Origin of the sequence: Xanthomonas sp. NCPPB 1638 (assembly GCF_041475635.2) — a bacterium.
Taxonomy (GTDB): domain Bacteria; phylum Pseudomonadota; class Gammaproteobacteria; order Xanthomonadales; family Xanthomonadaceae; genus Xanthomonas; species Xanthomonas cucurbitae.
Map to the genome: position 1 here is coordinate 244,821 of NZ_CM192984.1, position 26,999 is coordinate 271,819.

The window sequence follows — 26,999 nt, forward strand, 5'->3', positions numbered from 1 at the left end:
ACTATAACGCCATGGCCGAAAAGGCCAACCCGCGCGTGGCCGCATTGATCGCCAACACCTGGGCCGACAACACCTTCGGCGCCCTGCTGTCGGTGGCCTTCACCGAACGCGAAGTGCTGGAAGAAGGCGCTAACACCGGCCGCTGGGCCAACGGCACCAGCAACGGTGGCTTCAATGCCGCTTCACCGTTCGCTGCCGCGCGTTCGGCCGATGTCTACCACCCGCGCTTCCCGCGCTACACCCAGCAGATCCACGACCAGCAGCGCCTGGGCGTGACCGGCGCGCTGCAGTGGAAGCCCACCGATCGCACCACGCTGTCGCTGGACATGCTGTACTCCAAGATCGATGCCAAGCGCGACGAGCACTACATCGAAGCGATCTCCTTCAGCCGCAACCGCGACGGGCTGACCCCGCGCCGTGCAGTGCGCGACGGCAAGCCGGGCACCATCGTGCGCAACGGCGAGATCCGCAACAACGCGCTGGTCTATGGCGAATTCGACAACGTCGATATCCGCTCGGAAAACCGCCACGACGAGTGGAACACCGAGTTCAAGCAGATCAGCTTCGATGTGGAGCATCGCTTCAACGATGCCTTCAGCATGAACGCCCGTGTCGGTACCTCGCGCTCGGCGCACGAGAACCCGGTGCAGACCACCATCATCATGGACAAGTACGACGTCGACGGGTACAGCTACGACTACCGTGGCAACAGCCGCGCGCCGGTGCTGAACTATGGCATCAATCCCACCGATCCCACCGGTTGGGAACTGGCGGAAATCCGCCTGCGTCCGCAGTCGGTGGACAACGATTTCGACACCGGCCAGATCGACTTCAACTGGAACATCAGTCCCGGCTTCCGCCTCAAGGGCGGCGTATTGGCCAAGAACTACAGCTTCAGCACGGTCGAGTTGCGCCGCGCCAACGAGCTGGCCGTGCCCAACTTCGCCAACGGCAGCACCATCGTGCCGGTGGGCCTGACCGAACAGGCCGGCCTCAAGGGCATCAGCGGCAATCCCGCCAACTGGGTGGTGCCCAATCTGGACGCGGTGGCCAACCAGTTCGGCATCTACAGCAACAGCGGCACCTTTGCCGTCGCCCCGCGCGTCAACAACAGCCGCAGCGTCGAAGAGAAGGATCGCGGCGTATGGTTGATGGGCGAGTTCTCCACCGACCTGGGGCCCATCCCGCTGTCGGGTAATTTCGGCGTGCGCTATGTGGAGACCGAGCAGGCATCCACCGGCTTTGCGTTGATCAACAACCTTCCCACGCTGACCACGGTGGGGCGCAAGTACGACAACACGCTGCCCTCGTTCAACCTGGTCGCCGAGCTGGCGCCAGACCTGCTGCTGCGCCTGGGCGCGGCCAAGGTCATGAGCCGTCCTGGGCTGGGCAGCCTGACCCCGGGCGTCACCGTGGCCGTGGCCGGCGGTGCGCGCACCGTGGCCGGCGGCAACCCGGACCTGGACCCCATCGAAGCCACCAACGTCGATCTCGGCCTGGAGTGGTACTTCGACGAAGGCGCCATGCTGGGCGTTGGCGTGTTCTACAAGGACATCGAAAGCTTCATCCAGACCGCGCGCGAAGTGCGCCCGTACTCCAGCAGCGGCCTGCCGGCCGCGTTGCTGGACGGCACCGGCGCCAGCGTCAACGACGACTTCGCCTTCAGTATTCCGCTCAACACCCCGGGCGGCGAGTTGAAGGGCGTGGAAGCCAACTACACCCAGCCCTTCACCTTCCTGCCGGGCAAGTGGGCCAACCTGGGCGTGCAGCTCAACTACACCTGGGTGGATTCGCAGATCCAGTACCTGGCCAGCAGTGGCGCGCCGGTGATGAAGAACGACCTGCTCGGCCTGTCGCGTTCGTCGTGGAACGCCACGCTGTTCTACGAAGGCGACACCTTCGCAGGTCGCGTGTCGGCCACCAATCGCGACGACTACCTCACCCAGGCACCGGGTGCGGAAGCCGGCTTCAACGTCGATGGCGTGCATGGCATGACCGGCACCACCATGATCGACGCCTCGCTGCGCTACAAGATCAGCAAGCAGCTGGAGCTGAGCCTGGAAGGCATCAACCTCACCAACGAAGCCCAGGACGAGTGGGTGTCCTCGCCGCGCGCCGGCCAGCTGCCGCTGCAGTACGGCGAAACCGGACGGCAATACCTGCTGGGCCTGCGTTACAAGTACTAAACCGCTGTCTGCCCGCTGCGCGCACGCGCAGCGGGCACTCTTCGCGGCGGCCGCTTCCACGCACTATCCACCCAGGAAATCGGCAAGGACGTGATCCTCATCGCGCAACCAGGTGTCTCCTTGTGCGCACGCTGCCCACGGCCTGCAGAATCAACGGCCGCTGTATGCCAACCGCGACGGCAAGGTCTTGACCGAGGACATGCAGGTGCGCGACGAATGCTGCGTTGGCTACGCCTGGCACGGTACTTGGCCGGACAAGCTGTTGAAGGAAGACATCCCGAAGTGGCGTACTGCCAACTGTCTGTGAGGAAATCCCGCCGCGCGGCGCCCCCGCGCGGCGACGTCTTTTGAAGTGAGGTAAGCGTGCTGAAGCGTTTGATGGGTGTGGTGTGTCTGATCGCGTTGCCGGCAAGCGCGGCGTCTGTGGCTGCACAGGAACTGCTGTTCCGCGTGTCCGCCGATCGCAGCCTGCAGGCCGATGTGGCCCGCGGCGACGGCGTGCCCAACTTCCGCGACAAGATCACCCTGGTGCCCACCGGCAAACGCGGCAACGCCATCGAATGGGCCGACGACGGCGTGCTGTCGTGGAATGCGCCCGGCAACCTCTACACCCAGCGCGGCACGCTCGGCTTCTTCTGGCGTTCGCGCTACCCGGTGGGCGAAGCGCCGTTCGTGATCTTCCGCGTCGGCTACGCCGACCACACCAGCTGGGACATGGCCTGGCTGCGCATCGACTGGAATGGCCACGGCTTCGATGCCTTCGTCACCGACGCCAACCTTGCGCGCACCCGCGTCTCGTTCAAGCTGGATAAAAATCCCGCTGCCAGTGACTGGACGCATATCGCCTTCGCCTGGGATGAAACCCGCGGCGTGCGCCTGTATGTGGACGGCAAGGAGGCCGCACGCGTGGACTGCGGTGCGCCCTGCGCCAACGGTGGCGCGCTCGACTTCGATGCCGCACTCGACCAGTTCGGCCTGGCCGGCCGGGTGATGTCGCCGCACCAGGTGCAGAGCCGCTACAACTTCCTGCGCGGCAGCGACTTCGACGAACTCCGCATCTACGACCGCATGCTCGATGGGGCAGGTGCCAGCGCGCTCGCCCGCCTGCAGGAGCCCACCAGCGCTGAAGCACCCACTGGCGACGCGCAACACGCCGCCTTCCTGCACCGCTACGGCTGGGACAACGGCCACGCACCGCCCGCACTTACCGCACCGGTCACCCGCATCCGCAAGGTGGAGTTCACCGACGCGCGCGACCTCAAGCAATGGATGTGGAAGGCCACCGATGGCATCGCCGAAACCACCTGGCCCGGCGTCTACAACCGCTCGCGCCTGCCGGGCCGCGACGACTACTTCCAGCTGCCCGACTGGAACACCTACGTCGAAGGCGGCAAGGCGCTGGACCTCACACTGCCGGACGAACCCTTCAACCGTATCGAACTACGCGGCGCCGCCTATGGCCAGGCCAGCTACACCGCGCCGACTGCCGCAGGTACAACCGCGCAGGCGCAGCCATTGTTCGCACGCAGCCAGGGCGTGGTGCGCAGCGTGGACCAGTTCCCCGAGCGGCGCGGCGGCACGCTGCGCTTTGCCAACACCGCGCAGGAAACCCCCATCCAGGAAATCTGGGCCTACAACGTGCAGCCGGGCGCCGTGCCCAAAGGCAGTGCGCAACTCAGCTACACCGTGCGCAGCGACATCCAGCCCGACTACGACAACCTCGCACCGCTGCGCGATGTCATCGCCGGCCGCTACCCGCCGGGCGAGCGCCAGACCGTGATCGCGCTGCCCACCAAGGCGCCGGCCCGCAAGCGCCCCAGCGACAAAACCGCAGCAAGCGCGCAGCAGCCCATCGTGCATATCCTGGTGCCGTCCAGCCTGGGCAACCCGCCGCCGGATCAAGCGCTGATGCGCAGCTGGTCCTACGGCTGGGAAAACATGCACGACGGCCTGGATGGCATCGCCATCACCCTGCCGGCGCTCAACTTGCCGGCCACCCACAACGGCAGCATCCCGCTCAACATCCGCATCAAGGACCCCATCTGGCCCGCGCGCGACATGATCGACGTCTCGGTCGCCGTCGCCCCCGGCCAGGCCCGCACCCTGTGGCTGGACCTGCGCGACAGAATCCTCAGCAACGACAGCCTGATGCTCAGCATCGCCGCCGCCGCGCCCGGCTTTGACGCCAACGCGCTCGACGGCACCCAGCTGCAGTTGGTGTTCAAGCCGCGCAATGAGGCCATCAAAGAGCACGTCGCCGACCGCTTCAACCAGGTCAAGGACAACTGGGGCTTTCTGGTGGAAGAACACACCACCTCCAAGCGCCAGCTGCTCTACAAGCGCCTGGATGCCGACATTACCGACCTGCTGCGCGTGGACCCCGATCACGCACTCGGCCGCCAGTACTGGAACGACATCAGCTACGCCAACCAGGGCACGTTGCCTGTCGAACTGCCCACCGTGCCCAAGGGCGTGCCCGCCTGGGCGTTCTGGCAGCTGCAAGACCTCAGCGCCACCCGCCGCTACATCCGCTGGTGGATCGAGCAGCGCCAGGTGGCCTACGGCGATTTCGGCGGCGGCATCTCCGATGATTCGGACCTGGTGCAGCAATGGCCCGGCGTCGCCCTGATGGGTGTGGACCCGGACATGCTCAACGCCTCGATGCTGGCGCTGTCCGATGCCAACTACCGCAACGGCATGTTCACTAACGGCCTATCCACCATCGAAACCGACGAGCTACATTCCTACGAAGAGGGCATCAACCTCAACAGCGCTCTGCTGTATCTCAACTGGGGCGACCCGCGCACCGTCGAGCGCCTGATGGAAACCGTCAAAGCCTTCGACACCATCATCCAGGTCAACCCGCAAGGCCACCTGCTGTTCGCCAGCAACTGGTTCGGCGGTCGCACCGTCTACCGCGAGCCTAACTGGCAATGGCAAAAACCGTACTCGTTCCCCATCGTGCACCCGGCCATCCTGCTGGGCGGCTATAACGCCGACCCCAACAGCCGCCGCATCGTCACGGGATTAGCCGACGGCTACCTCGCCCACGCCTACACCAACGCCAAGGGCAACTGGGCTCTGCCCAACGAGATCAACTGGCAAACTGGCAAGACCCGCGGCGGCGAACTGTTCGAAGGCAGCGGCGGCGCTGACACCTTGCACACCTTCTGGGCCGCCTACCGCTTCACTGGCGATGCGCGTTATCTCAAGCCGATCGACTACCGCGTCGCCAACAGCGGCCCCAACGGTCTCTCCCTGCTCAACGAAAACTTCCTCGACGTCATGGGCAAGCGCAGCGACTGGAGCGGCAAGCTCATCGACGCCGCCAACAAGGACGACGGCAGCGCTCCGGACTTCCCACACCACGTGGCCTGGGAACAAACCGGCAACCTCGAGTATCTCGCCGCCATCTACCGCAGCGAGGCACGCGAGAAACTGCAGAACTTCTACATGAACACCGAAGGCCACTGGTGGAGCGACCGCGTGGAATCCCCCACGGTCAACCTGCAGCGCGCGCGCCTAGGCGGCGTGGCCCTCAAGCGCAATCAAACCTACCCCGGCCACACCGTGAGCTGGCGCTTCAATGACCCGGAGGCCGCCACCCAAGTGGCCATCGCCATCCCCGCACCCCGGCAAGACCGCTTCACCGTCATCGCCTACAACACCTCCAACAAGGCGCAGCGCGCCAGCATGACCGGCTGGAACGTCGCCCCCGGCCAATGGCGCATCACCCAGGGCGTGAGCAAAGCCAATGACGGCAAGCTCGACAGTATGGGTAAAACACAAGAGCTCGCTTTCGAAAAAAGCGCGGCCATCGACATCGACTTCCCGGCCGGCCGCACCACCGTCCTGCAGCTTGAACGCATTACCGAAGCTACACCGGTAGAACTACGCCCGGACCTGGGCATCGGGCATGGCGATGTGCGCGTGACCGCAGACGCTATCGAGGCAACCGTGCATAGCCTCGGCCACGCAGACGCACCGGCTGGGTTTGTGGTGTTGGAGGATGGGCGTGGGAAGGAGCTGGCAAGAGCCGCGTTCCCGGCACTCGCGGCACCACGCAATCTGCAGCCAATCACCACCCAGGTACGCCTGCCGCTAACCAACGCAGCAAATCTAAAAACCGCGCAGGTGCGTGTGATGACCGAAAGTAACGCGCCAGAGATTACCGACCTCAACAATAATCTCGCTCTACCCACCCCAGCCAAGCCGGCAACCGCAAAAAACAGCCAATAACCCAGCACACCAATCCCTTCTCCCGCGCGCGGGAGAAGGTGCCCGAAGGGCGGATGAGGGCAAAGCCGACAAAACCAGCGATCAGCCGCGCAAGCGCATTGACGCAACCCAGAAACTCGGCGAGGATAGAAAAATTCAGCAGATAACGCAGCCGCAAAGCCACACATTTCTTCAGGGGGAAGAAACAATGTTGAGCAAGGCATGGAGCATCGTGGCACTTAAGTTTGGCCGCAGTAGGGATGCGGCGTAACACTTGGCGTCTGAGGGACATAGCTGAAAAGCGATGAGCTTCCGACGCTTGTAGGGTTGACCACGGTCAGCGAGGGCCGTGTTAAGCCTTACTTAGGCGGTCCAGTAGTAGTTAGGCGCTTTGGGAGATAGTCATGGGACGCAAGAAAAAGGGGATTTCTGGTTTATCTTTTTCGTGGAAGCGTGCTATCGGTATTTCAAATGCAAAGTCCAAGCTGTCACGGCAACTTGGTGTACCGCTCTCCAAATCGGGACGGCAACGTAAGGTAGGCAAAGCCATGGGCTGTTGCGTCCCTGTTTTTTGGGTCTTCGCGGATCACTGTGGGTGCAATCGAGCATTTTCGGGTAGCGCGGGCAGGAAGCTGGCGATGATCTTGAGCCTCAGGAACTCCTCGTCGCGATAGCCGTAGGCGCTGCGCTGGATGACCCGGATCTTGTTGTTGAGCCCTTCCACCAGGCCGAGGCTGACCTTGTTCTCCGGCCTGCAGTACGCCGCGATGCCGTCCCAGTGCCGCTCGATCATCCCCACGAACGTCTGGTAGGGCGCAAGCCGCTGCCAGCGCAGACTCTGCTTCCAGCGTTCGAAGAACTCCCGTGCACCACGCTCGGTGCGGTAGCTCCACAGCTGTCCGAAGGACTCTTTCAGCAGGTACGCCGTGTTCAGACGTTTGTTGGCCGCCAGCAACTTGGCGAGCGCCTTTCGACCGTCCAGGGTGAGGTTTTCGCGATTGCTCAGCAGGGTGTAACGCTGGCCCTTGATGTAACTGCGATCCTGGCCTTGAAGGCGCTTGTACTCGTCGCGCCGCACCTGATCGAGCGCGTCGGACAGGTGGCGCATGATGTGGAATTTGTCGAACACGATGCTGGCGTTGGGCACGTTCTTGCCCACCGAGTTGCGAAACGGCCGCCACATGTCCATCACCGCCACGTCGATGCCGGCGCTACGTTTTGGGCCCAATTCGGCGAAGAACTGGTCGATGTCCGCCTCGGTGCGCCCACTGCCGCCGAACCAGATCGGTCGGCCGCGCTCCAGATCGCTGACCACAACGCGGTAGTCATGGCCCTTGTGGATCGCGATCTCGTCGATGCCGATGGCGCGCGGCGCCGGCGTCCCCGCCCGGCGCACCTGCTCGGCCATGTACAGCTTGGACAGCTCCTTGACCGTGCTGTCGTGCAGGCGCTCCAGCTCAGCCACGGCCTTGTGCGTCATGCTTCGGCACAGATTGCCCACATGCAGGGCGAATCGCTCGGTGTAGCGCGGATTCTTGGCCAGCCAGTCCAGCCGCTCTACGTGCACGCCGCCGCACCCCGGGCAATCGACCCGCCAGCGCTCGAACTCCACGAACAGCATCCAGCCGGCCGCCCGCAAGTCGCGGGCGCGGCACAGGCGCTTGTCGTAGCGGCTGCGACACCGATGGCCACAGTTGGAACACACGGCCGTTTTTTTCGGCGCCGCAAGGTCACGATCCGCGCCTTCGGGGCGCCGAACACGCCCTTGAGCGTGGACTCCGCCGCAAAGCCGGGGAAGGAAAACAACTCACTCAGCCGACGGCCCGTTTTCATGCAGAACACCGCGTCAAGAAGTCAGCACAGGATGTACCACCTTCTGGGACGGTGGAAAGGGCCTGTTTCCAAGGCTCAACGCAGATTCAGGGGCCTCAAGGCACCCACACGAATCCGCGATGAGCCTGTTTTTTTAATTTTTGCTGGCGGTTGCTTTGCAATCTTTGGCATTACAAAGTCTGTATCTTCGTTGATTGCGTAGCCATCGCCTCGGGAGCGCGTTCAACAAATCATTCAAGTCCAACCCGCTTTGCGGGTCGGCTTAATTCACGCGTTAGGCCTTACATCAACCATAAAGGGATTTCCCATGACAGACTTCACCAACATCGATGCCGACCGCGCTAGATTAATTTCATCAACTGTTCCTGCTTCTCGCGAAGAAACGCTAGCGTTCTTCGAGAACATCATTGGCTTTGCCGCCGAGCAACAACGTTCAAATGGAGCTACGGTCGCGCTGGCAAAGAATGCGCATACTAACCAAGGTATCGAGTATGCAATTCTCACTCTCAGCACTCGCGGATTTGATGTCAAACCAGCCGGAGATCCAGAAGCACGTACGTATTTGGTCAAGTGGTAAGGCCTAACAATTCATTCAAACCGACGCCGCTTCTCGGCGCGGTTTACTTAGAAATTAGGCCTCAGGAGAAGAAAATGTCGGTAGAGCGGTGCGAAAGATCAGAATGCAGGCGCCCATTTTTCGTGTCTGAGTATGGCCTTCAGATGCCAGGCACCAAAGAACGTGAAAATATTACGTGTCCAAATTGCGGGTATACGTACACGCAGGTTAGTAACGGCTTCTTCCAAACTAAAGCATTATCTCCTCAGGAAGAGGCTGAATTCAATGCAAACAACCCACCCCAAGAACAGGGTCAAGTTCACTTAATAAGTCAACCTGACCCCGTTTCCTGACCCCGTTTCCTGCTGGTGAGGGTCGCAAACAACAGATTCAGTTCACCACTGGTTCCCCAAAATAAATGGTTTCGGCGGAAAACGGGGTCAGGTTCACTTCTTGAGGTACGTGTGCCATATAAAAGCGAAAAAATCGGCCCATGAGAAATTAATAAGTCAGCCTGAAACCGTTCCTCGATCCAACCTTGTCACGAATCTTTTTGCAGTTCGTCACCTTTGTTCGTCGGTTAATTACTAGGAGCTTTAGTCATGAGCACTGCTCTCGTCGTCATTGCAATCCTTGCTGTTACAATAGGCGTTCTTTCGCTTAGTCAGGCGACAATGGGCGTGGGGATCATTGCTATAGGTTGCTTTATAGGAATTCTTGCAAGGCTTGCGCAAGCCTCCGAGCATAATAGGGCTGCAATCTTACGCGGAAACTCCTAATAATTCATTCAAGCCGACACCGCTTCCCTGGACGACTTGATTCAGACGTTAGACTGCACATCGAGTACGGAGTCAGATTCATTTAGGCATCAGCCCCCGTTCCTTGTCGAAAGCGAGGAGCTGCCGACCGTTTTGATGGTAGGTGCGACACGTCATCGCCTCAAAGCGACGGAACGGGGCCTCGCTGTTGTTGCTCCTGCGAGCGCTGCTGCTCCAACGATTGTTCCCGTGCGCGATCTTGTTCCAGGCGTTGGTTGGCGGATTCCAGTTGCGAAAAGCTCTCCTGCACCGGACGCTGGGCCGCTTCGACAGTGGGCATCTGTGCACGCAACATTGCTTGGTCATCCGGTCTGCCCTGTACCAGGAATATATTCTGTGCAGCTGGAAGATCCTCGGTCTTTTCACTGAGCAGCACGTGGTCCACCCGGGTTAGCCCGTTGTCTTTGGCTAGCGTTAGCAGACTGGCTGTCATCCGCTCGCTGGTGGCGTCAAACGTGCGGCCATTTGCGGCGTCCAGCTGCTCCACCTTGCTGCGGATCTGTTGATACATGGCATGGTCAGAACCAGGAATAGGGTCAGGAATAGGGTCAGGAATCAGGAATAGGGTCAGAGTCAAATAATTCTCCACTTATAAAAGATGAAGTGCACCCTGGCATTAATCCAATTGCGGTCGTATTGGAATTCTCACAGCGGCGGAGTCGGCCCGCGCTGCTGTTGCTCCTGCGAGCGCTGCTGCTCCAACGATTGTTCCCGCACGCGATCTTGTTCCAGGCGTTGGTTGACGGATTCCAGTTGCGAAAAGCTCTCCTGCACCGGACGTTGGGCCGCTTCGACAGTGGGCATCTGTGCACGCAACATTGCTTGGTCATCCGGTCTGCCCTGTACCAGGAATATATTCTGTGCAGCTGGAAGATCCTCGGTTTTTTCGCTGAGCAGCACATGGTCCACCCGGGTTAGCTCGTTGTCTTTGGCTAGCGTCAGCAGACTGGCTGTCATCCTTTCACTGGTCGCGTCAAACGTGCGGCCATTTGCGGCGTCCAGCTGCTCCACCTTGCTGCGGATCTGCTGATACATGGCATGGTCAGGGTGCCCCGCTTCTGCAGGGGTAAGCCTGCGGTTTGGCTCGTTCGGTGCCGCAAGATTGGGAGAGCTAACGCCGCGTGCGCCCGTGTCCTTGAGCTGGACCATGCCATAGCCGTCCTTGCCAAGGTCAACGATGTTGAAGGTCTTTGCAGGCCCGAGGTCCAGCCCGTTGCGCTCTAGCTGTCTTGGGTCCAGGCCTAACAATTTGAGATCGATGCGGACTTCCGGAGGCTGGCGGTCATGCGCCAGATGCGCGTAGTTCTGCGCGATGTGACTGATCGGATTGACGCCATAGTAGTTCCGATAGTCGGAATCGCCATGTGGGCCTAGCGTGCCACTGCTGTCATAAAAGCACTGCTCAACCGACTTGGTCAGCGCATCGTCGCGCGAAAAGGGCTGCTTGGTGAGTGCATCGTAAGTCAGCCCGTCCGCGAATTGCGGAGCACCGTTCGGTTGCCTCACGACACACCGGCTGCTGGACCGGTCGAGCAATTCCCGCTTAACCATGCCGTCGGACATCTGAGGATTCAGATGTTTGATTCGATCATGCAAGGCACGCATTCCTGAGATCTCCGACAGCGCTTCGTCTGCGCGCGTGGAATCCAGGTAAACACGCGTAGTGCCAGTCAGGTCGACCTGATTCTCCCGATTGTCATAGGCGTCCTGCATCCGGTTGCCCATGCTTTTGCCGAAATCGGCAAGGGCGTCGGCACGATGCTGGGCCAACACGCCGTGCATCGTTTCATGGCCCATGATCTCGGTGAGGTAGTCGATGCGCTCTGATCCTGCGAAGTCTTTGAACGCTACTTCACTGACATTGAGTGAGCCCGCCTTTCCGTCTTTACCGTCCTGGAAGTGACCTCCGTTGTTCTGTCCATGCGACACAGCAATCGCATCAATTCGGCCTTTCTCAATGGCATCACCCAGCAGGTTTGAAAGGTAGGGTGACTCAGCAATTGTCTGCCGGATGCTCGCCTCGGCACCAGCAGGAAGTGCAGGATCCTTTGCCATCTGGGCAAGTAGAGGCTCGATACGTGGGTCAACTCGGTTCATGGCTTGCCTCCATCGATCTTTACGCTGTAAGCGCACTCTTGTGGACTGCCTTGTTCATTGGTTCGATAAAGAAGCAATGAGACCGAAAAAATCTGACTTCCGTCGTTGATCGCGCGCCAATGCTGGCGGAGCCATCCACCCTGAAAAGGCCGCTGCCCGCCGCGCGTGTATCCCATCCCTTCAAGCGCTTTGGAGAGTGCTTCTGCTTGCCAGATGCAAGTAGACGTAGGTATGCGCGTGGGGTTGCTATGGTCAGGTAGAGTCACTGCAACCTCTATCCGCGAGAATCCATCTTTCGTTGGGCGATGCGTCGCGTAGAGCCCATAGCCTTCGGCCAGAGGAACTTCCTTTACTTCACGCCACGGGTATGCCGGATCAGACGGCGGTCCAAGCTTGATGCCAAGTGCCGACTCCATCTTCGGGTAGTTCAGATCCGCGGGCGCTGTTAGTCCATCGATGAAGCGCAACAGCCGGCGTTCCAATTCTTGCAGAGTAGTGTTGGAAGAGACGACATCGGCGCTGTTTTCGTTGCTTTTGCCTTTATCTGAAGAGGTTGGCGTCTGTGTTATAGCAGATGGCGTGCCTGCATCCCGTCTCGCTTCACCAGGCGTGCGAGCGCATGCACTTGGTAGCGCTAGTGAAAGCAGCAGCAAGGGAAGCAGGTTTCGGAAGCTGATTTTTATCATTGGAATCCTACTCACGCGACATCGCGATGCTGGTCAGTTGTTTTTCGCACCGTTGGTGTCCTGCAGTACCGAGCCCGAACCTAAGTGGTGCGATGGTGGTGGATAGCGAGGGGACGGAAAGCTATTTGCGGGAGGGTGAGGTGCGCTTGGAGTAGCAATCTCTCTAGGTTTAATCCAACTCTGACCTTGCTGCTTCAAACGTTGATGCAAGGGATCTTCTATCAACGCTTTCCAGATTGCCAGCATCAGCCAGTTGACATGTCACGCAGCACGTAGCAGTCTTTTCGCCAAGGAGCGTAGAAACTCCTCACACAGCGGTACCCACCTCCGTCAAACCGGTGGGTTTTTTGTGCCTGCAGCATCTTGCTGGCACAACCGACGCGTTGCCTGCGTCGGGAGGGCGGCTAATACAACACCCTTCGGGGAAATACGCCCGCCGACTGTGTGCGGTTTCTAACCTCCCGACATCCCGTCGCCACCCGGCGGCGGGGCCTGTTCGTCAAGGAGGGCTCTGCCATGCGTCGATCCACGTCCAGTCCCACGTCAGCACGCAAGCGCGCCACGCTGCCGCCGCCCACCGAGATCGGCTGGCACTCGCTCGACCCCTCGATCCCGCCGCGGCCTTACCTCGAGCGCACCCCCATCCCCGAGCCCCACCCCGATCCCAGCAAGCCGCGCCGCCCAGGCCACCCGCGTGCCCCGCACCACTGCACCGTCGGCTACGGCTACTACCCCGTCAGCGACCAACGCATCCCCACGCTGCGTCTACGCGGCCGCTGGCTGGAACAACTCGGCTTCACCATCGGCAGCAAACTCAACATCCGCATGCGCAACGGCGAGCTGGTCGTCAGCGTGGCGCATTCGGAATCGAGCTGCGCGTGAAGCAACACCATGGATTGCTGCTGACAATTCCAACACTTGTGATGCACTGGTGTCTATGCCTTTTTCTCATTCATTCGAGAAGTGGAGCAGTAATCAGTCTGGTGATGAAGCGCAGCCGCTGACGCTACTACAGCGTGATTCACAGGTCTGCGAGAAAATCAGCTGCGGTGACTTGATGTGAAGAGTGCAGCTGTGATATAGAAATTTCGCAGGGGGGTGGCACAAGGAGATGCGTGTATGAAACGGGTAGTCTTGAGTGTGGTGTTGATGGTGGCTTTGCTTGCTACCGCCGGAATCAGTCCGGCCAGTACCAAGGAGACGAACGTCACCACGGTGTTGACTACGCAAAAGGTCTACGGCGCCGGTGCACCTGAAATCGGTGCAATACGCGATTGGATCACCAAGCGCTCGCCTGAATATCAACCGCTTCTGCAGGGTGGCACCATGACGGTGAAGCACTCAGGACCAGTCAGCTCACCGTCAATGGCGACAGCGTCTCAAGGTCCTGGCGGTCCGCCAGTTCCGCTCCCTGCGTCAGGCATTCCAGGTGAAACAATCGAAGTGACGCAGACCTATCCCAATGGCGGGTACGAGTCCTGGATTTATGTCTGGGGTCTCCAAGATCTTCCATCGGGCCTTGGGGAGTGGCGGTTGCAAAGCTACAAATTCGACAGGGGCAAAGGGGAAGTCCCCGATAACCTCCCGGATCCTTGAATCCTGCTTCAAGATCCGTTCCCCGCAGGGTGTCGTGCCGGTTCACGACAACGCGCTGGAGGTAGGCGGCAATGGTGATCCGTACGCGGGATCGAACGCCGAGCAGGCGAGGTCTTGTGCATGCTGACCGTCGGCGTGGCGTCTTGCATACGGGGCGCTGCAATAGCCAGTGGACCCATCGGAGCCGGTGCGATCTTTTGCCGGTGGCGTTCCAGGCCCGGGGGCAGCAGGGTTCGCGGGGCTGTGGTTGCACTGGCCAACAGCACGCGGACCCCACTGCAGGCGCCTGCGCTGCGGCGCCAGCCGTGCGCTGCTCTGGCACTGCCGCTTCCATTCCGACGGTGCCATGCCGAAACGGGCCAGGAATGCGCGCTGGAACTGCCGTTCGGAGTTGAAGCCCAGTTCGTAGAGCAGCCAGGTCAGGCTGCAGTCGGGAGCGCTGACAAGGTGCGCGTGGGCTGCGTCCAGGCGGCGGTCGCGGATGTAGCCATGCAGGCCGCCCAGCTGCTGGAAGATGCGGTAAAGGGTGGCGCGCGAAAGCCCGAAGTCTGTCTGCAGCGAGGTCATGCCCCGCGCGGGGTCGTGCAGATGCCGCTCTACGTGCGTCAGCAGACGCGCGTGCAACGGGTGTGGTGGCGCAGGTTGGGCGATGAACTGGCACATGGGTTCCCCTGGAGCGGTGCACGCGTGGCCGTCTGGCACACGGTGGTCGGCCCATGCCACGGGTGGTGGTGCGGGCGGTGGCGCACAGCTTAGGAACCGGGTCTTGCGCGCGCGTACCGTGTTTGCGGTATTGGCACGGTGGCCTGCGGCCTACCGCGAACGCGGTAGGTCGATCATGCGGATCGCGGCCTAGAATAGGCCTTCACTGCTGCGCGTGGCCGTGGTGCCGGGGAGGCTGCCGCGGCCGGGTTTCTCCGTTGCCGCCATTGGGCGGTTCCTGCCAAGGTCTTGCGATGTCCGATCCGATTTCCCTCGTCGTCGTCGAAGACGATGCCCATCTACGTGCCGAGTTCGAGCGCATGGCGTGCGAACACGCGGGGTTGCGTTGGCTGGGCGGGGCCGGGTCGCTGGTGGATGCGCGTGCGCTGCTGGCGCGCACGCAACCGGACGTGGTGGTGGTGGACCTGGGCCTGCCCGACGGCGACGGCAGTGCGTTGATCGCCGAGTGCGCGCAGCGGCATCCGCCGATGCCTACGCTGGTGGCGACCATCTTCGGCGACGAGGCGCATGTCATTCGCGCCATCGAGGCCGGTGCGCGCGGCTACCTGCTCAAGGACAGCGCGGCCGATGAGTTCGTCCGTGCGATTGCGCTGGTACACGAGGGCGGTGCGCCGCTGTCCCCGCACATCGCCAAGCATCTGCTGGCGCGGTTGGCGCCGGTGTCGGCCGCGCCGGCGCATCCTGCCGATGCGTTGACACCCCGCGAGATCGAGATCCTCACCCGCATTGCGCAGGGTTTCACGGTGAGCGAAACCGCCGAGCATCTGCAGATTTCCGCGCATACCGCTTCCACCCACATCAAGCACATCTACAACAAGCTGGCGGTGAACAACCGCGTGCAGGCAGTGAATCAGGCGCGGTTGCGTGGGCTGATCCGATGATGCGCGTGGCGTTGCTGGCAGTGCTGTTGCTGTCGGCGACCCTGGCGCTGGTGTGGTTCGATCCGGCGCGTCCGCCGGCCCATATCGCGGGCACGCAGACGCTGACGCATGCACAGTTCGTCCTCAGTGCCCAACCGTTGCCGCCCACGCATGGGTGGCACCCCGTCACCCTGCCCGACAGTTGGCGTGCGCGCCGACCCACGACCAGCGGGATGGCGTGGTACCGCATTGCCTTCACGCTGCAGCGGTTGCCCGCGGCACCGCAGGCGCTCTACCTGCCCCGGCTGGCGATGGCCGGCGAGCTCTGGCTCAACGGTGCGCTGCTGAGCCCCTACACGCCGCTGGCGTTGCCCCGTGGCGCTTCCAGCCAGGGGCGCGACGCGCCGATGTACGTGGTGCTGCCCTCCAGTGCCTTCCGCGTGGGCGGCAACACGCTGACCATCCGGCTGCGCGGCGATGCGCAGGTCCGCAGTGGGCTGTCGGCGGTGCGCTTGGGGCCGGTGGAGCGGATTGCACCGGTCTGGCAGCGCCAGCATCTGCTGCAGGTGGTCCTGCCGCTGGTGCAGGTGCTGTTGCTGGGCGCGGCCGTCTGCCTGGCCTATGCGTATGCGCAGCGGCGGCGCAACTACCTGATGATGGTGATCGGCCTGGGGCTGGGCGTGATGTCCTTGGTGCTGGATCTGCTGCCACCGCTGTCGTTGTCGCCGGGCGACCGCCACGCGGTGCGGATCCTGGTGTTCACCTCCGTGGTCTGGTTGTTGTGCCGGGGAGGGCTCTACGGACGCTCTGAACAAAGCAGCCTGATCTGCGACAATTGACCGACGATCCAAGCGGACGATTTCGATGCAACTGAGCTTTGGCGACGCGGAGTACAACGGCAAGCGCAAGCGAACACGGCGGGAGGTGTTCCTGGCCGAGATGGATCAGGTGGTGCCTTGGAAGGCCTTGCTGGCGCTGATCGAACCGCACTATCCCAAGTCGGGCCAGCCTGGTCGACAGCCGTATCGACTGGAGACGATGCTGCGGATTCACTTTCTGCAGCAGTGGTATGCGCTGAGCGACCCTGGGGCAGAAGAGGCGTTGTACGACACGTTGTCGATGCGGCGTTTTGCGAAGATCGGCGGCCTGGATGGGGTGCCGGATGAGACCACGATTCTCAACTTTCGGCATCTGCTGGAACAGCACGACTTGGCACGCAAGCTGTTTGATCGAGTGAACGCGCATCTGTCACGCAAGGGCCAGAGCTTGCGTGGTGGCACGATCGTGGATGCCACGATCATTGCTGCGCCCAGTTCGACCAAGAACAAGCAGGGCGAACGCGATCCGGAAATGCACCAGACCAAGAAGGGCAACCAGTACTACTTCGGGATGAAAGCGCACATTGGCGTGGATGATGAGTCCGGGTTGGTGCACCACGTGGAATGCACGGCAGCCAACGCGGCGGACATCACGCAGGCGCACAAACTGCTGCACGGCAAGGAAGACACGGTGAGCGGGGACAGCGGCTACACCGGACTGGACAAGCGCGAAGAGATGGCGAGCAAGCGCAAGCTGCGCTACCTGATCGCAGAAAAGCGCTCGAAGTTGAAGCAGATCAAGAACAAACGCGCGTTGAAGCGGGCAAAGCGTTGGGAGCACACCAAGGCCAGCCTGCGGGCGAAGGTGGAGCATCCGTTCCGCGTTATCAAACGCCAGTTCGGCTACGTCAAGGTGCGCTATCGCGGTTTGGCGAAGAACACCGCGCAGGTGTTGACGCTGTTTGCGCTGTCGAACCTGTGGCAGAAGCGAAAGCACTTATTGCCTGCGATGGCCGAGTTGCGTCTGTAATCCGGGGAAACCCTCGGAAATGCGCTGAAAACGGCGAAAATCGAGGGTCTGAACGAGTTTTACGCGACCCAGGACGGCTTTTTCCGTCTCCTGGCTGCGTTGATCAGACAATCCCTACCTCACCGGGGTCCAGCGCGGCAGCGCCGTCCGCCTGCGCGATGCGCTGTGGGGCGGCACGATGCTGGTGGTGGGCGTGTTGGCGGTGCTGCGCCAGATCGACGATCGCGGCTGGATCGCGCTGGTGCCGCTGGTAGGGGCGTTGGTGATGATCTGCGCGTGGATCCTGCAACACGCCTAACGTCTGCGGTCGCTGGGTCAGGTGCTGCTCGGGATCTCGGGGATCGTCTGGGCCGCGACGGTCCTGCAGTCGGTGGTGCTGCCGTGGGACTGGCTGCCGTGGGACAGCTTCCGCTACAGTTCGGCCGGTTCCATCCCGTGCAGCGTGATGCTGCTGCTGTTCTTCGGCGAGCGTTTCGTGGTGGACCGGGAAGAAGCCGTGCGCCTGCAGCGCGATGCGATCGGCCTGGAGCGCGTGCGCATCCTGCAGGACATGCACGACGGCATGGGCGCACAGCTCATCACCGCCAAGCGGCTTGCGTTGCGTCCGGAGGTGGCGCGCAGCGAACTGGCACGGGTCATCGACGAATCGCTGCAGGACCTGCGGCTGATTATCGACTCCCTGGATGTGGCTCAAGGCGACGTGCTGCCGTTGCTGGGCAACCTGCGCTTCCGTCTGCAGCCACGCCTGGCGGCATTGGGCATCGTGCTGCGCTGGGAGGTGCAGCCAATTCCCGCAGTGGAGGCGCTGGGTCCGGCAGGAGCCTTGGCAATCCTGCGCATCGTGCAGGAATCGATCAACAACGCTCTCCACCATGCGCATCCCACCGAGCTGTGCCTGGCGGTGCTGGCCGATCACCGCGAGGTGGTCATCCGGGTCGGCGACGACGGCTGCGGTTTCGATCCGGCGCAGGCATCGCGTGCCGGGCGCGGAATGAGCGGCATGCGGCTGCGGGCCGCAAAGATCGGTGCAGTGCTCGCCGTCGAAAGCGCACCTGGCCAGGGGACGCGGGTGACGCTGCGGATCCCGCTGACGCCTGCCGATTCGCGGTGATCTGAGACGTTCTGACGGGTTGGCATCCTGGCGTAATCGCACGATGCGCCGTCGCCCGGCCTGCAGTGACGCACGCGCCGATGATGTCATCTTCAGCGGAGTGGACCATGTCAGCCGTCTTTACCAAGCGCAGTGCGCCGCGACCGGCCCGATACAGCAACGGTGCCAGCGAATCGGAATTGCTGCTGACCGATCCCGACATCAACAGCATGGCCGACGCCGTGGTCGATGCCGATGCCGACGATTTCGATTGGGTTGGCAGCGTTCCAGGGCGGCCCAGTCCGTACCGCACCACCTGGAATCTGGTCTATGCAGCCAGAAAACCCGACGGCAAGGGCGGCTTCGAGGTCGCCTGTGGCGAGGGCGGCGACGGGACGATCAAGTTGAATGGCCAGTTCCAGGAAATCGGCGCCGCATCCACGCCCCATGGGCAACTCCGCAAGCCTCCGGTCTGCCACGTCATCCCCTGGGTGCTATTGTCCGTTGCACTGGACGAGCATGCGCAGCTCGCCAAGAAAGTGCTCAAGAGCGAGTTCAAGCGCTTCGTGTGCTGGGGCGAGGTGGGCAATCTGCGCACCGGGCACAACGGTTGCAACGCGGGTGGCAGCAAAGTCACCGTGCTGACCGCCACGTCGTCGCAAAAAGGCCAGGCGTCGTTGTTCGTTACCGGCTGTGTCACGAGCTACGAGGGGTTGTACGGTTCCAGGTTCGAGACGTGAGTGCATCCTGGGTGAAGCTCGCCAGTACCGCCTGCCCGATGCCGGCGCCGGCGTAGCAACCGGCGTTGCAGGCCGCCATCGCCCCCCACGCGGCTGCGGCACACGCCATCGGCGCGTTGTCGCCGAGAAGGGCCGGGCACGCCCGGCGCATCAACCGGTCATCTTTCGCCTGTCCGGCCTGCTCGCCAATGCGGGATACTGCCCCTTCACGCAGGCGGGATGGGGCCGATGGCCGAGCTGCAGATCACCGAGTTGTTGCAGGCCTGGCAGCGCGCCGAGCCCGGCGCGGGCGACGCCCTGGCGCGCCAGGTCTACGAAGTGCTGCGCACCACGGCGTTGCGCGAGTTGCGACGCGACGGGCGCACCGGTCTGCAGGCGACCGAGTTGGTGCACGAGGCGTGGATGCGGTTGGAACAGGGCCAGCAGGCGTTTCGGTCGCGCCGCCATTTCTATGCGGTGGCGGCCTTGCAGATGCGCCACCTGCTGGTTGACCTGGCGCGCCAGCAGGCCAGTGCAAAACGGCTTGGGCAGGCGGTGACGCTGACCATCAGCCTGTCCGATGGCGCACCGCGGCCGGAGGCGCTGATGCTGGTAGCCGATGCGTTCGACAAGCTGGCGCAGGTGGACGAGCGCAAGGCCAGGGCGTTTGCACTCACCGAGCTGGTAGGGTTCAGCGTGGCCGAGGCGGCCGAGCAACTGGAGGTGTCGGTGCCCACGTTGGAACGCGACCTGCGCTTTGCACGGGTATGGCTGGCGGCGCAGTTGTGAGCGTGCCTGCCACCGCCTGGCAGCGGCTGGAGACATTGTTCCACCAGGCCTGCCGGTTGCCGGCCGATGAGCGCGAGGCCTTCGCGCGGACCCAGGCCGGCCCCGATGGGGTGTTACGAGACCAGTTGCTGGCAATGCTGGCGGTGGAAGCGCATGCCACCTTGCGCCTGCGCGCACCGCTGAGACAGGCCGCCGCGGCGTTGCAGGCACCGCTGCCGGAGCTGCCGGTGGGCACGCGCTTTGGCGCATGGGCGATCGACCGCCTGCTCGGTGCCGGCGGCATGGGCCAGGTGTACCTGGGGCACCGCGCCGATGGCGCCTACGAGCGCGAGGTGGCGATCAAGCTGGTGGCCGCCGATGCGCTGGATGCGCAGGGCCGGGCCTTGTTCGAATTCGAATGCCGGCTGCTGGCGCAGATGGTGCACCCGGCCATCGCGCAGATCCACGACGTGGGCAGCGATGACCAGGGGCGGCCGTACCTGGTGATGGAATACCTGCGCGGCGAGCCGATCACCTGGTGGTGCGATGCGCATCGGTTGTCGTTGCAGGCGCGCGTGCTGCTGATGCTGCGGGTGGGCGAAGCGGTGCAGCATGCGCATCAGAAAGGCGTGATCCACCGCGATCTCAAGCCCAGCAATGTGCTGGTGAGCGAGATCGATGGCCGCCCGATGCCGGGGGTGATCGATTTCGGCATCGCCATCGATGCCGCCAACCCGGGCGCGACCACCGCGCAGGCGCGCGGCACCCCCGGCTACATGAGCCCGGAACAGGCACGCGGCGCGCAGGACGTGGATGCGCGCAGCGACATCTATGCGCTGGGCGCGATGCTCCATGAGTTGAGTTGCGGGCTGGCGCCGGTGGCCGGCAGCGACGGCCTGCCGCAGCCGCCATCGCAACGGGTGGCGGCGGTACCGGCCGATGCGCGCGCACGCATCGTCGCCGCGCGCGCCACCTCCGCCACGCGTCTGCAACGGCAGCTGCGCGATGGGCTGGATGCCATCGTGCTGCGCGCAATGGCGCCGCAGCCGGTGGCGCGCTATGCGTCGGTCTCGGCGCTGATGGACGATCTGCATCGCTGGCGCGATGGCCACCCGCCACGCGCCTTGCAGGCCGGCGGCTGGTTGCGGTTGCGCAAGTTCACCCAACGTCACCGCAATGGCGTGCTGGCCGGCGCGCTGGTGGCGATCGCCTCGATGGTTGGTCTGGGCGCCACGGTGTGGTCGCTGCAACAGGCCGCGCGGGATGCGCAACGCGCGCAGGTCACCGGGGAGTTCATGGGTTCGGTGCTGTCCAGCGTGGACCCGGCGGTGGCGCAGGCACTGGACAAGACGCTGATGCGGCGCGTGCTGCAGCAGGCATCCTGGCGTGCCGCAGGCGAGCTGGCCGACCAGCCGCAGGCGCGGACGCAGATCGAACTCACCCTGGGCCGCAGCCTGATCGCGCTGGCCGACTATGCGCAGGCAGTGGCACACCTGCGTACCGCGCAGGTGCTGGCACGGCAGAGCGACGGGGCCGACAGCCTGCCTGCGTTGAGGGCCAGTGCCATGCTTGGCCAGGCGTTGGCCGGCGCTGGCCAACCCGACCAGGCCGAGCGGGTGCTGCGCCAGGGCATTGCCCAGGCCGCACGCGGCGATGCCCTGCAACAGGCGCTGGGCAACGAACTGCGTGCGCGGCTGGCATGGGTGCTGCGCGAGCAAGGACGCATGGGCGAGGCCATGACGCAGAGCCGGCAGGCGTATGTCGCCGGCCTGGCCAATCCGGCCAGCACCGCCGATCAGCGCATCGATGCCGGGACCGTGTATGCCGGCATGCTGGCCGAAAGCGGGCAGTTGCCGCCAGCGATCGCCCTGCAGCGCAGCCTGTTGCGCGAGCGCATGGCCTTGCACGGGGCGGCGCATCCACTGGCATTGTCGATGCGCAACACTCTGGCGCAGTGGCTGTTGATGCAGCACGACTTTGCCGGCGCCGAGACCGAACTCACCGCGCTGCTGCAGATCACCGACACGCTGTATGGCGACACGGCCGCCGACACCTTGATGGCGCAAGCCAACCTGGCCGGGGCATTGCGCCAGCAGGGCAAGCTGGCGCAAGCCGGGCCGCATTACCGTGCCGCGCTGGAGCGTGCGCGCGTGGCCTTCGGCGAGGACGCCCCGGCCACCATCACCTATCGCAGCCATCATGCCGACTGGCTGCACGCGGTTGGTAGGGTGGCAGAGGCGCTGGCCGAGCAGCGTGTGGCGCTGGCGTCTTCGCTGCGCGTGCTGGGCCGTGCGCATCCGCAGACGGCCGAGATCCTGCGCGGCATGGCCGACGCCGAACAGGCGCTTGGCCGCAGCGCCGATGCCCGCGCACATGCCTTGCAGGCCGCGCAGATCCTGGCCGGCATGCACGGCGCTGGCGCCGCGTCGCTGCCGGCCGCGCGGCCGGTGCTGGCACTGTCCGCGTCGGCCGAGCCCGTCCCGCCCGGTACCGCCAGCGAGCGCGTGGCCGCGCCACGCTGAGACGGATTGTCGGGTGGCCGGCAGCCGAACCCGGCACAGTGCCTGCCACCGATCGCCTTCCTGCAGTGCCATGCAACCTGCCGCACGCCTGACCGACCTGCATGTCTGCCCGATGGTGACCGGCGTGGTGCCGCATGTCGGCGGCCCGATTCTAGGGCCAGGGGCACCAGCGGTGTTGATCGGTGGCCTGCCCGCCGCGCGCCTTGGCGATACCGCGCTCTGCGTCGGTCCGCCGGACAGCATCGTGGCCGGCGCGCCCACCGTGCTGATCGCCGGGCAACCGGCCGCGCGCCTGGGCGACAGCACCGCGCATGGCGGGGTCATCACCCTGGGGTGTTTCACCGTACTGATCGGTTGAAGCGTCGCGGTCATGACGCGATGCGCGGCACGGCATCGCGCAATGTGCGCGTCACCGGTCGGTACCCCGCATGCGCTGCCTCGCCCAGCGCCGCCCTGCAAGGGCGCACCACCTTCATGACCATGCCCAGGACAGCCCCGATGCACACCGCCGTCAGCCCGCCTCCGGACACCTTGCAGCAGGCCATCGCCGCGCATCGCGGCGGCCAGCTCGCACACGCCGCGCAGTTGTACGCACAGGTGCTGGACGCACATCCCGCCGATGCCGACGCGCTGCATTTCCAGGGCGTGCTGTTGCACCAGCGCGGCGACAGTGCCGCAGCGGTGACAGCGATCACCCAGGCGCTGACGCTGGCCCCGCACCAACCCGATGCCTGCAACAACCTGGGTAACGTGCACCGCGAGTGCGGGCGGTTGCCCGATGCCGAGCAGTGCTATCGCCGCGCGCTGGCGCTGGCACCTGCGCATGCCGATGCGCTGGCCAACCTGGCTGCCGTGCTGGAGGCGCAGCGACAGCCGGAACAGGCCTTCGTCACCTATGCGGCGCTGCTGCACACCTACCCGGCCTCGGCGCAGGCGCATTATCTGCTCGGGTTGTTCCTGCGCAACAACGCGCAGGCAACCGAGCACCTGCAGCAATCGGTGGCGTGTCTGCAGCAGGCCTGCACGCTGGCGCCGGAGCATCTGCCCGCACGCGAAGCGCTGGGCACCGGGCTGTACCTGCTTGGCGAGCATGCCCAGGCCCAGGCGGTGTACCGCGCATGGCTGGCATGCGACCCGGGCAACGCGGTGGCCGTGCATATGCTGGCGTCCTGCGGCGGAGCGGCTGCGCCACCGCGTGCGGGCGACACCTACGTGCGTGCCCTGTTCGATGGCTTTGCCGACAGTTTCGACGAACAGTTGCTGCACAACCTGGACTACCGTGCGCCGCAGCGCTTGATGGAGGCGTTGGCCGCCTGCCTGCCTGCACCTGTCGCCGCATTGGCCATCCTGGACGCCGGCTGCGGCACCGGGCTGTGCGCACCGCTGCTGCGGCCCTACGCGCAGCGGTTGGTTGGCGTGGATCTGTCGCCTGCGATGGTGGACAAGGCGCGCCAGCGCGGTGGCTACGACGTGCTGGAGGTGGCCGAACTCACCGCCTATCTCCAGGCTGCGCCTGCGTGTTGGGACGTGCTGGCATCGGCGGACACGCTGGTGTATTTCGGCGCCTTGCACACGGTGCTGGCCGCCGCTGCCGGTGCGTTGCGCGCGGGTGGCGTGCTGGGGTTCACGGTGGAGGCATCGGAGTCGCCGCATGACCTGGTCGAACTCGATGCCAGCGGCCGTTATCGGCACAGCCAGGCGCATGTGCTGGCGGCCCTGTACGGCGCCGGGCTGCAGCCGGTTGCGATCGACCCTGCGGTATTGCGCAGCGAGCGCGGCCAGCCCGTGCACGGGTGGGTGGTGACCGCGCGGGCGCCGGCGGTGGGTTGAGACGAAATGTCGGCTTTGCCGACGGCAGGCATGTGAGCATGCTGCCGGCGGCCGACCCGGCCGGCGGACAGGCATCGGTGCAAGCGCACGCTGCATGCCGGCCACCGCGCGCGCCGCTCACTCACCTGTGGATGCTTCGATGCCACGCACCATCACGCTGCACTCGGACCTTGGCGCGCGCCTGCGGCTGTCGCGCCTGCAGGCGCACGAGGCATTGGGGCAGCTGTTCGACTACCGCATCGAGGCCTTGTGCACGCAACCGCAACCGGACCTGCGCGCGCTACTGGGCACTCCGGTGGCGGTGGAGCTGGCCGACGACACCGGCGCGCAACGCTGGTATCACGGGATGGTGGCCAGCTGTGCGCAAGCCGGCGTCAGCGTGGTCGATGCAATCGCCTACACCGTGCTGGAGCTGCAGTTGGTGCCGCGGCCGTGGCTACTCACCCAGCGCCGCGACTGCCGCATCTACCAGGACCAGAGCGTGCCGGAAATCGTCGCCAGCGTGCTGGGCGAGATCGGCTACAGCGATGTGCAGCAGCAACTGAGCGCGCAGTATCCCAAACGCAGCTACTGCGTGCAGTACCGCGAGGACGATTTCAGCTTCATCAGCCGCCTGCTGGAGCAGGAAGGCATCTACTACTACTTCACGCACGGCCGCACGGCGCACACCCTGGTGCTGTGCGATGCGCTGGGCGCACACGCGATGCGCAATGGTGTCGACCGGCTGGCGTACGTGCCGCCGGGCATGGAGGACCGGCAACTGCTGGGCGCGGTGGTCAGCCACTGGCGCGGTGCACGCGCGCTGCACACCACCCAGCACGGCGTGACCGACTACGACCCGCAGCAACCGCGTGCGTCGCTCGCCGCCGATGCCCAGGCCGGTGGAGCCGACCTGCACGGCGTGGACGGGCTGGTCGCCTTCGACTATCCGGGCACGCATGCGGTGCAGGGCGATGGCAGCCGCTACGCGCAGGTGCGCGGCGAGGCGCACAACGTGCAGCGCGCCAGCCATCAGGCCACCACCAATGCCTGTGGCCTGATGGTGGGTGCCCTGTTCGGCTTGCACGGCCATCCGCGCAGCGCGTTCAATCAGGAGTATCTGGTGCTGTCGGCGCAGACCACGTTGGCGGCGTCCGGACAGGGCAGCGAGGCGACGTTTTCCAGCACCGTGCAGGTGATGGAGAGCCGCCTGCCGTTCCGTAGCCTGCAACGCACGCCCACGCCCAGCATCGCCGGCCTGCAGACGGCAGTGGTGACCGGCGAGACCGACGAAGACATCGCGGTGGACGCGCAGGGCCGCGTGCGGGTGACGTTTCACTGGGCCAGCGCGGCGCGCCCGCATGGCGCGCCTTCGTGCTGGGTGCGCGTGGCGTCGATGTGGGCCGGCAAGGGCTGGGGCGCGATGAGCCTGCCGCGGGTGGGGCAGGAGGTGGTGGTGAGCTTTCTGGACGGCAACCCGGACCGCCCGCTGATCGTGGGCAGCGTCTACAACGCCGATCATACGCCACCGTTCGCCCTGCCCGACAACAAGACCCAGAGCGGCGTGCGCAGCCGCAGCCTGCTCGGTGGTGCGGCCGACTTCAACGAGCTGCGGTTCGACGACAAGGCCGGCGCCGAAGAAGTCTACCTGCGTGCACAGCGCGACCTGCGCCAGGACGTGCAGCACGATCACACCGCCACCGTGGACAACGATCAGCTAATCACGGTCAAGCACGATCGCAAAGCGCGCATCGACAACAATGACAGCGTGGATGTCGGCAAGAAACTGCTGCTGCAGGCCGGCGAAGAGATCGAGCTGGTGACCGGCAGCGCACGGCTGGTGATGAAGCGCAACGGCGAGATCGTGCTCAGCGGCGTCAAGATCCTGATCGATGCGAGCTCGGAGGCCAAGACCACCGCCACTGCCATCAAGCTGATCGCCAATGCGCAGCTGCAGGCCAAATCCCCTGCCACCGAAGTGGCCGGCGATGGCACGCTGAAGTTGTCTTCCGGCGGCATGCTCAGCGCCGAAGCCGGCGCGTCGGCCACGCTCAAGGGGCCGCTGGTCAGCATCAAGGCCGATGCCCTGGTGCAGGTCGGTGGCGGCCTCATCATGATCGGATGAGCGCGCCCATGCTTTCATTGGCGCAGGCATGTGCGCAGATGCAGCTGTCGGCGCCGGCGCGCGCGCGGCTGGCAGCGCCGCTCGCGCCGCAAGCGGCGGTGCGCGCGTTGCTGGCCGATGGCCACGACGAGGATGCGATCAAGCTGCTTTCGCGCCTGCTGCCCAAGCGCTATGCGGTGGCCTGGCTGTGCCAGTGCGTGCGCGGCGAAGCACTGGAGGACGAAGACCGCGCCGGCGCGGCGCTTGCGGAAAAATGGGTGCGAGACCCCAGCGAGGCGCATCGCCGCGCGGCGCAGGCGTTCGCGCATGCCGGCGAGTATGTCTCGCTGGGCGCCTGGCTGGCGGCGGCGGTGGCCTGGTCCGGCGGCAGCCTGGCACCGCCGCAGCAGGCCACTGCGGTGCCGCCGGCCGAGTACCTGACCGCACGCGCGGTGGCCGCCGCCATCACCTTGCTCGCGGCGCGCCAACCCGCCGAGTTGGCGACGCGCCGCAGCGGCTATGCCATGCATGCGCTGGAGCTGCTGGCCAATGTGCAGGCGCCATGA

Annotated in this window: 20 protein-coding genes and 2 pseudogenes; 17 read left to right on the top strand and 5 right to left on the bottom strand. The window is 64.3% G+C overall.

Going from position 1 to position 26,999, the window contains the following annotated elements:
- Positions 1–2 precede the first annotated feature (2 nt).
- The 3 genes and pseudogenes from ACCQ13_RS01030 to ACCQ13_RS01040 all read left to right on the top strand — a co-directional run.
- Positions 3–2,186: pseudogene (locus ACCQ13_RS01030) on the top strand (TonB-dependent receptor); the annotation flags it as partial.
- Positions 2,187–2,298: 112 nt separating this feature from the next.
- Positions 2,299–2,493, top strand: a complete 195-nt coding sequence (locus tag ACCQ13_RS01035; RefSeq protein ID WP_223214385.1) for a pectate lyase — start codon at positions 2,299–2,301, stop codon at positions 2,491–2,493.
- Between the two features lie 71 nt (positions 2,494–2,564).
- The gene (locus ACCQ13_RS01040; protein WP_159407901.1) at positions 2,565–6,425 is read left to right on the top strand and encodes a LamG-like jellyroll fold domain-containing protein; all 3,861 of its coding nucleotides are present in this window, start codon (positions 2,565–2,567) and stop codon (positions 6,423–6,425) included.
- Positions 6,426–6,990: 565 nt separating this feature from the next.
- Here the strand turns inward: ACCQ13_RS01040 and ACCQ13_RS01045 are convergent.
- Complete coding sequence (locus tag ACCQ13_RS01045; RefSeq protein ID WP_159407655.1) at positions 6,991–8,109, bottom strand: ISL3 family transposase; 1,119 nt, start codon at positions 8,107–8,109, stop codon at positions 6,991–6,993.
- Between the two features lie 435 nt (positions 8,110–8,544).
- Here ACCQ13_RS01045 and ACCQ13_RS01050 point away from each other — a divergent pair, with 435 nt between their 5' ends.
- Positions 8,545–8,814, top strand: a complete 270-nt coding sequence (locus ACCQ13_RS01050; protein WP_159406468.1) for a hypothetical protein — start codon at positions 8,545–8,547, stop codon at positions 8,812–8,814.
- Positions 8,815–9,732: 918 nt separating this feature from the next.
- Here the strand turns inward: ACCQ13_RS01050 and ACCQ13_RS01055 are convergent.
- The 3 genes and pseudogenes from ACCQ13_RS01055 to ACCQ13_RS01065 all read right to left on the bottom strand — a co-directional run.
- A pseudogene (locus tag ACCQ13_RS01055) lies at positions 9,733–10,131 on the bottom strand (XVIPCD domain-containing protein); the annotation flags it as partial.
- Between the two features lie 125 nt (positions 10,132–10,256).
- Entirely contained in the window at positions 10,257–11,708 is a 1,452-nt protein-coding gene (locus tag ACCQ13_RS01060) for an XVIPCD domain-containing protein (protein ID WP_104605620.1), read from the bottom strand.
- Positions 11,705–12,394 carry a hypothetical protein gene (locus ACCQ13_RS01065; protein WP_104605622.1) on the bottom strand — a complete coding sequence of 230 codons (690 nt, stop codon included), beginning with the start codon at positions 12,392–12,394 and terminating at the stop codon, positions 11,705–11,707. Before ACCQ13_RS01065 ends, ACCQ13_RS01060 begins: the two co-directional genes overlap by 4 nt.
- 516 nt (positions 12,395–12,910) lie before the next feature.
- Between ACCQ13_RS01065 and ACCQ13_RS01070 the strand changes: the two genes are divergently transcribed.
- Both ACCQ13_RS01070 and ACCQ13_RS01075 read left to right on the top strand, forming a co-directional pair.
- Positions 12,911–13,276: a SymE family type I addiction module toxin gene (locus ACCQ13_RS01070; RefSeq protein ID WP_104605624.1), complete on the top strand. Its 366-nt coding sequence runs from the start codon at positions 12,911–12,913 to the stop codon at positions 13,274–13,276.
- 237 nt (positions 13,277–13,513) lie between these two features.
- Positions 13,514–13,990, top strand: coding sequence for a hypothetical protein (locus tag ACCQ13_RS01075; protein WP_146090362.1), 477 nt, complete (start codon positions 13,514–13,516; stop codon positions 13,988–13,990).
- A 42-nt stretch (positions 13,991–14,032) separates the two neighbouring features.
- On the opposite strand, the gene ACCQ13_RS01080 is transcribed toward ACCQ13_RS01075, so the two are convergent.
- Entirely contained in the window at positions 14,033–14,653 is a 621-nt protein-coding gene (locus ACCQ13_RS01080; protein WP_104605626.1) for a helix-turn-helix domain-containing protein, read from the bottom strand.
- 293 nt (positions 14,654–14,946) lie between these two features.
- On the opposite strand from ACCQ13_RS01080, the gene ACCQ13_RS01085 reads away from it, so the two are divergent.
- The 11 genes from ACCQ13_RS01085 to ACCQ13_RS01135 all read left to right on the top strand — a co-directional run bounded on the left by ACCQ13_RS01085 (position 14,947) and on the right by ACCQ13_RS01135 (position 26,999).
- Positions 14,947–15,594, top strand: a complete 648-nt coding sequence (locus ACCQ13_RS01085; RefSeq protein WP_159406469.1) for a response regulator transcription factor — start codon at positions 14,947–14,949, stop codon at positions 15,592–15,594.
- Positions 15,595–15,599: 5 nt separating this feature from the next.
- Complete coding sequence (locus ACCQ13_RS01090; protein ID WP_159406470.1) at positions 15,600–16,412, top strand: hypothetical protein; 813 nt, start codon at positions 15,600–15,602, stop codon at positions 16,410–16,412.
- A gap of 25 nt (positions 16,413–16,437) precedes the next feature.
- A complete protein-coding gene (locus tag ACCQ13_RS01095) occupies positions 16,438–17,421 on the top strand; it encodes an IS5 family transposase (RefSeq protein WP_159406471.1) in 984 nt (327 codons plus the stop codon).
- Between the two features lie 319 nt (positions 17,422–17,740).
- Positions 17,741–18,532: a sensor histidine kinase gene (locus ACCQ13_RS01100; RefSeq protein ID WP_159406472.1), complete on the top strand. Its 792-nt coding sequence runs from the start codon at positions 17,741–17,743 to the stop codon at positions 18,530–18,532.
- Between the two features lie 179 nt (positions 18,533–18,711).
- Entirely contained in the window at positions 18,712–19,251 is a 540-nt protein-coding gene (locus ACCQ13_RS01105; protein WP_146090360.1) for a hypothetical protein, read from the top strand.
- 228 nt (positions 19,252–19,479) lie between these two features.
- Positions 19,480–20,019, top strand: coding sequence for an ECF-type sigma factor EcfK (ecfK, locus tag ACCQ13_RS01110; RefSeq protein ID WP_104605507.1), 540 nt, complete (start codon positions 19,480–19,482; stop codon positions 20,017–20,019).
- Entirely contained in the window at positions 19,998–22,520 is a 2,523-nt protein-coding gene (locus tag ACCQ13_RS01115) for a serine/threonine-protein kinase (protein WP_159406473.1), read from the top strand. Before ecfK ends, ACCQ13_RS01115 begins: the two co-directional genes overlap by 22 nt.
- Positions 22,521–22,590: 70 nt before the next feature.
- Positions 22,591–22,878 (top strand): PAAR domain-containing protein, encoded by a 288-nt coding sequence (locus ACCQ13_RS01120; protein ID WP_104605511.1) that lies wholly within the window; start codon positions 22,591–22,593, stop codon positions 22,876–22,878.
- A 140-nt stretch (positions 22,879–23,018) separates the two neighbouring features.
- Positions 23,019–24,350, top strand: coding sequence for a tetratricopeptide repeat protein (locus tag ACCQ13_RS01125; protein ID WP_159406474.1), 1,332 nt, complete (start codon positions 23,019–23,021; stop codon positions 24,348–24,350).
- 139 nt (positions 24,351–24,489) lie between these two features.
- Entirely contained in the window at positions 24,490–26,454 is a 1,965-nt protein-coding gene (gene tssI, locus ACCQ13_RS01130) for a type VI secretion system tip protein TssI/VgrG (RefSeq protein ID WP_159406475.1), read from the top strand.
- Complete coding sequence (locus ACCQ13_RS01135) at positions 26,451–26,999, top strand: DUF6931 family protein (RefSeq protein WP_104605515.1); 549 nt, start codon at positions 26,451–26,453, stop codon at positions 26,997–26,999. The genes tssI and ACCQ13_RS01135 overlap by 4 nt, the downstream gene beginning before the upstream one ends.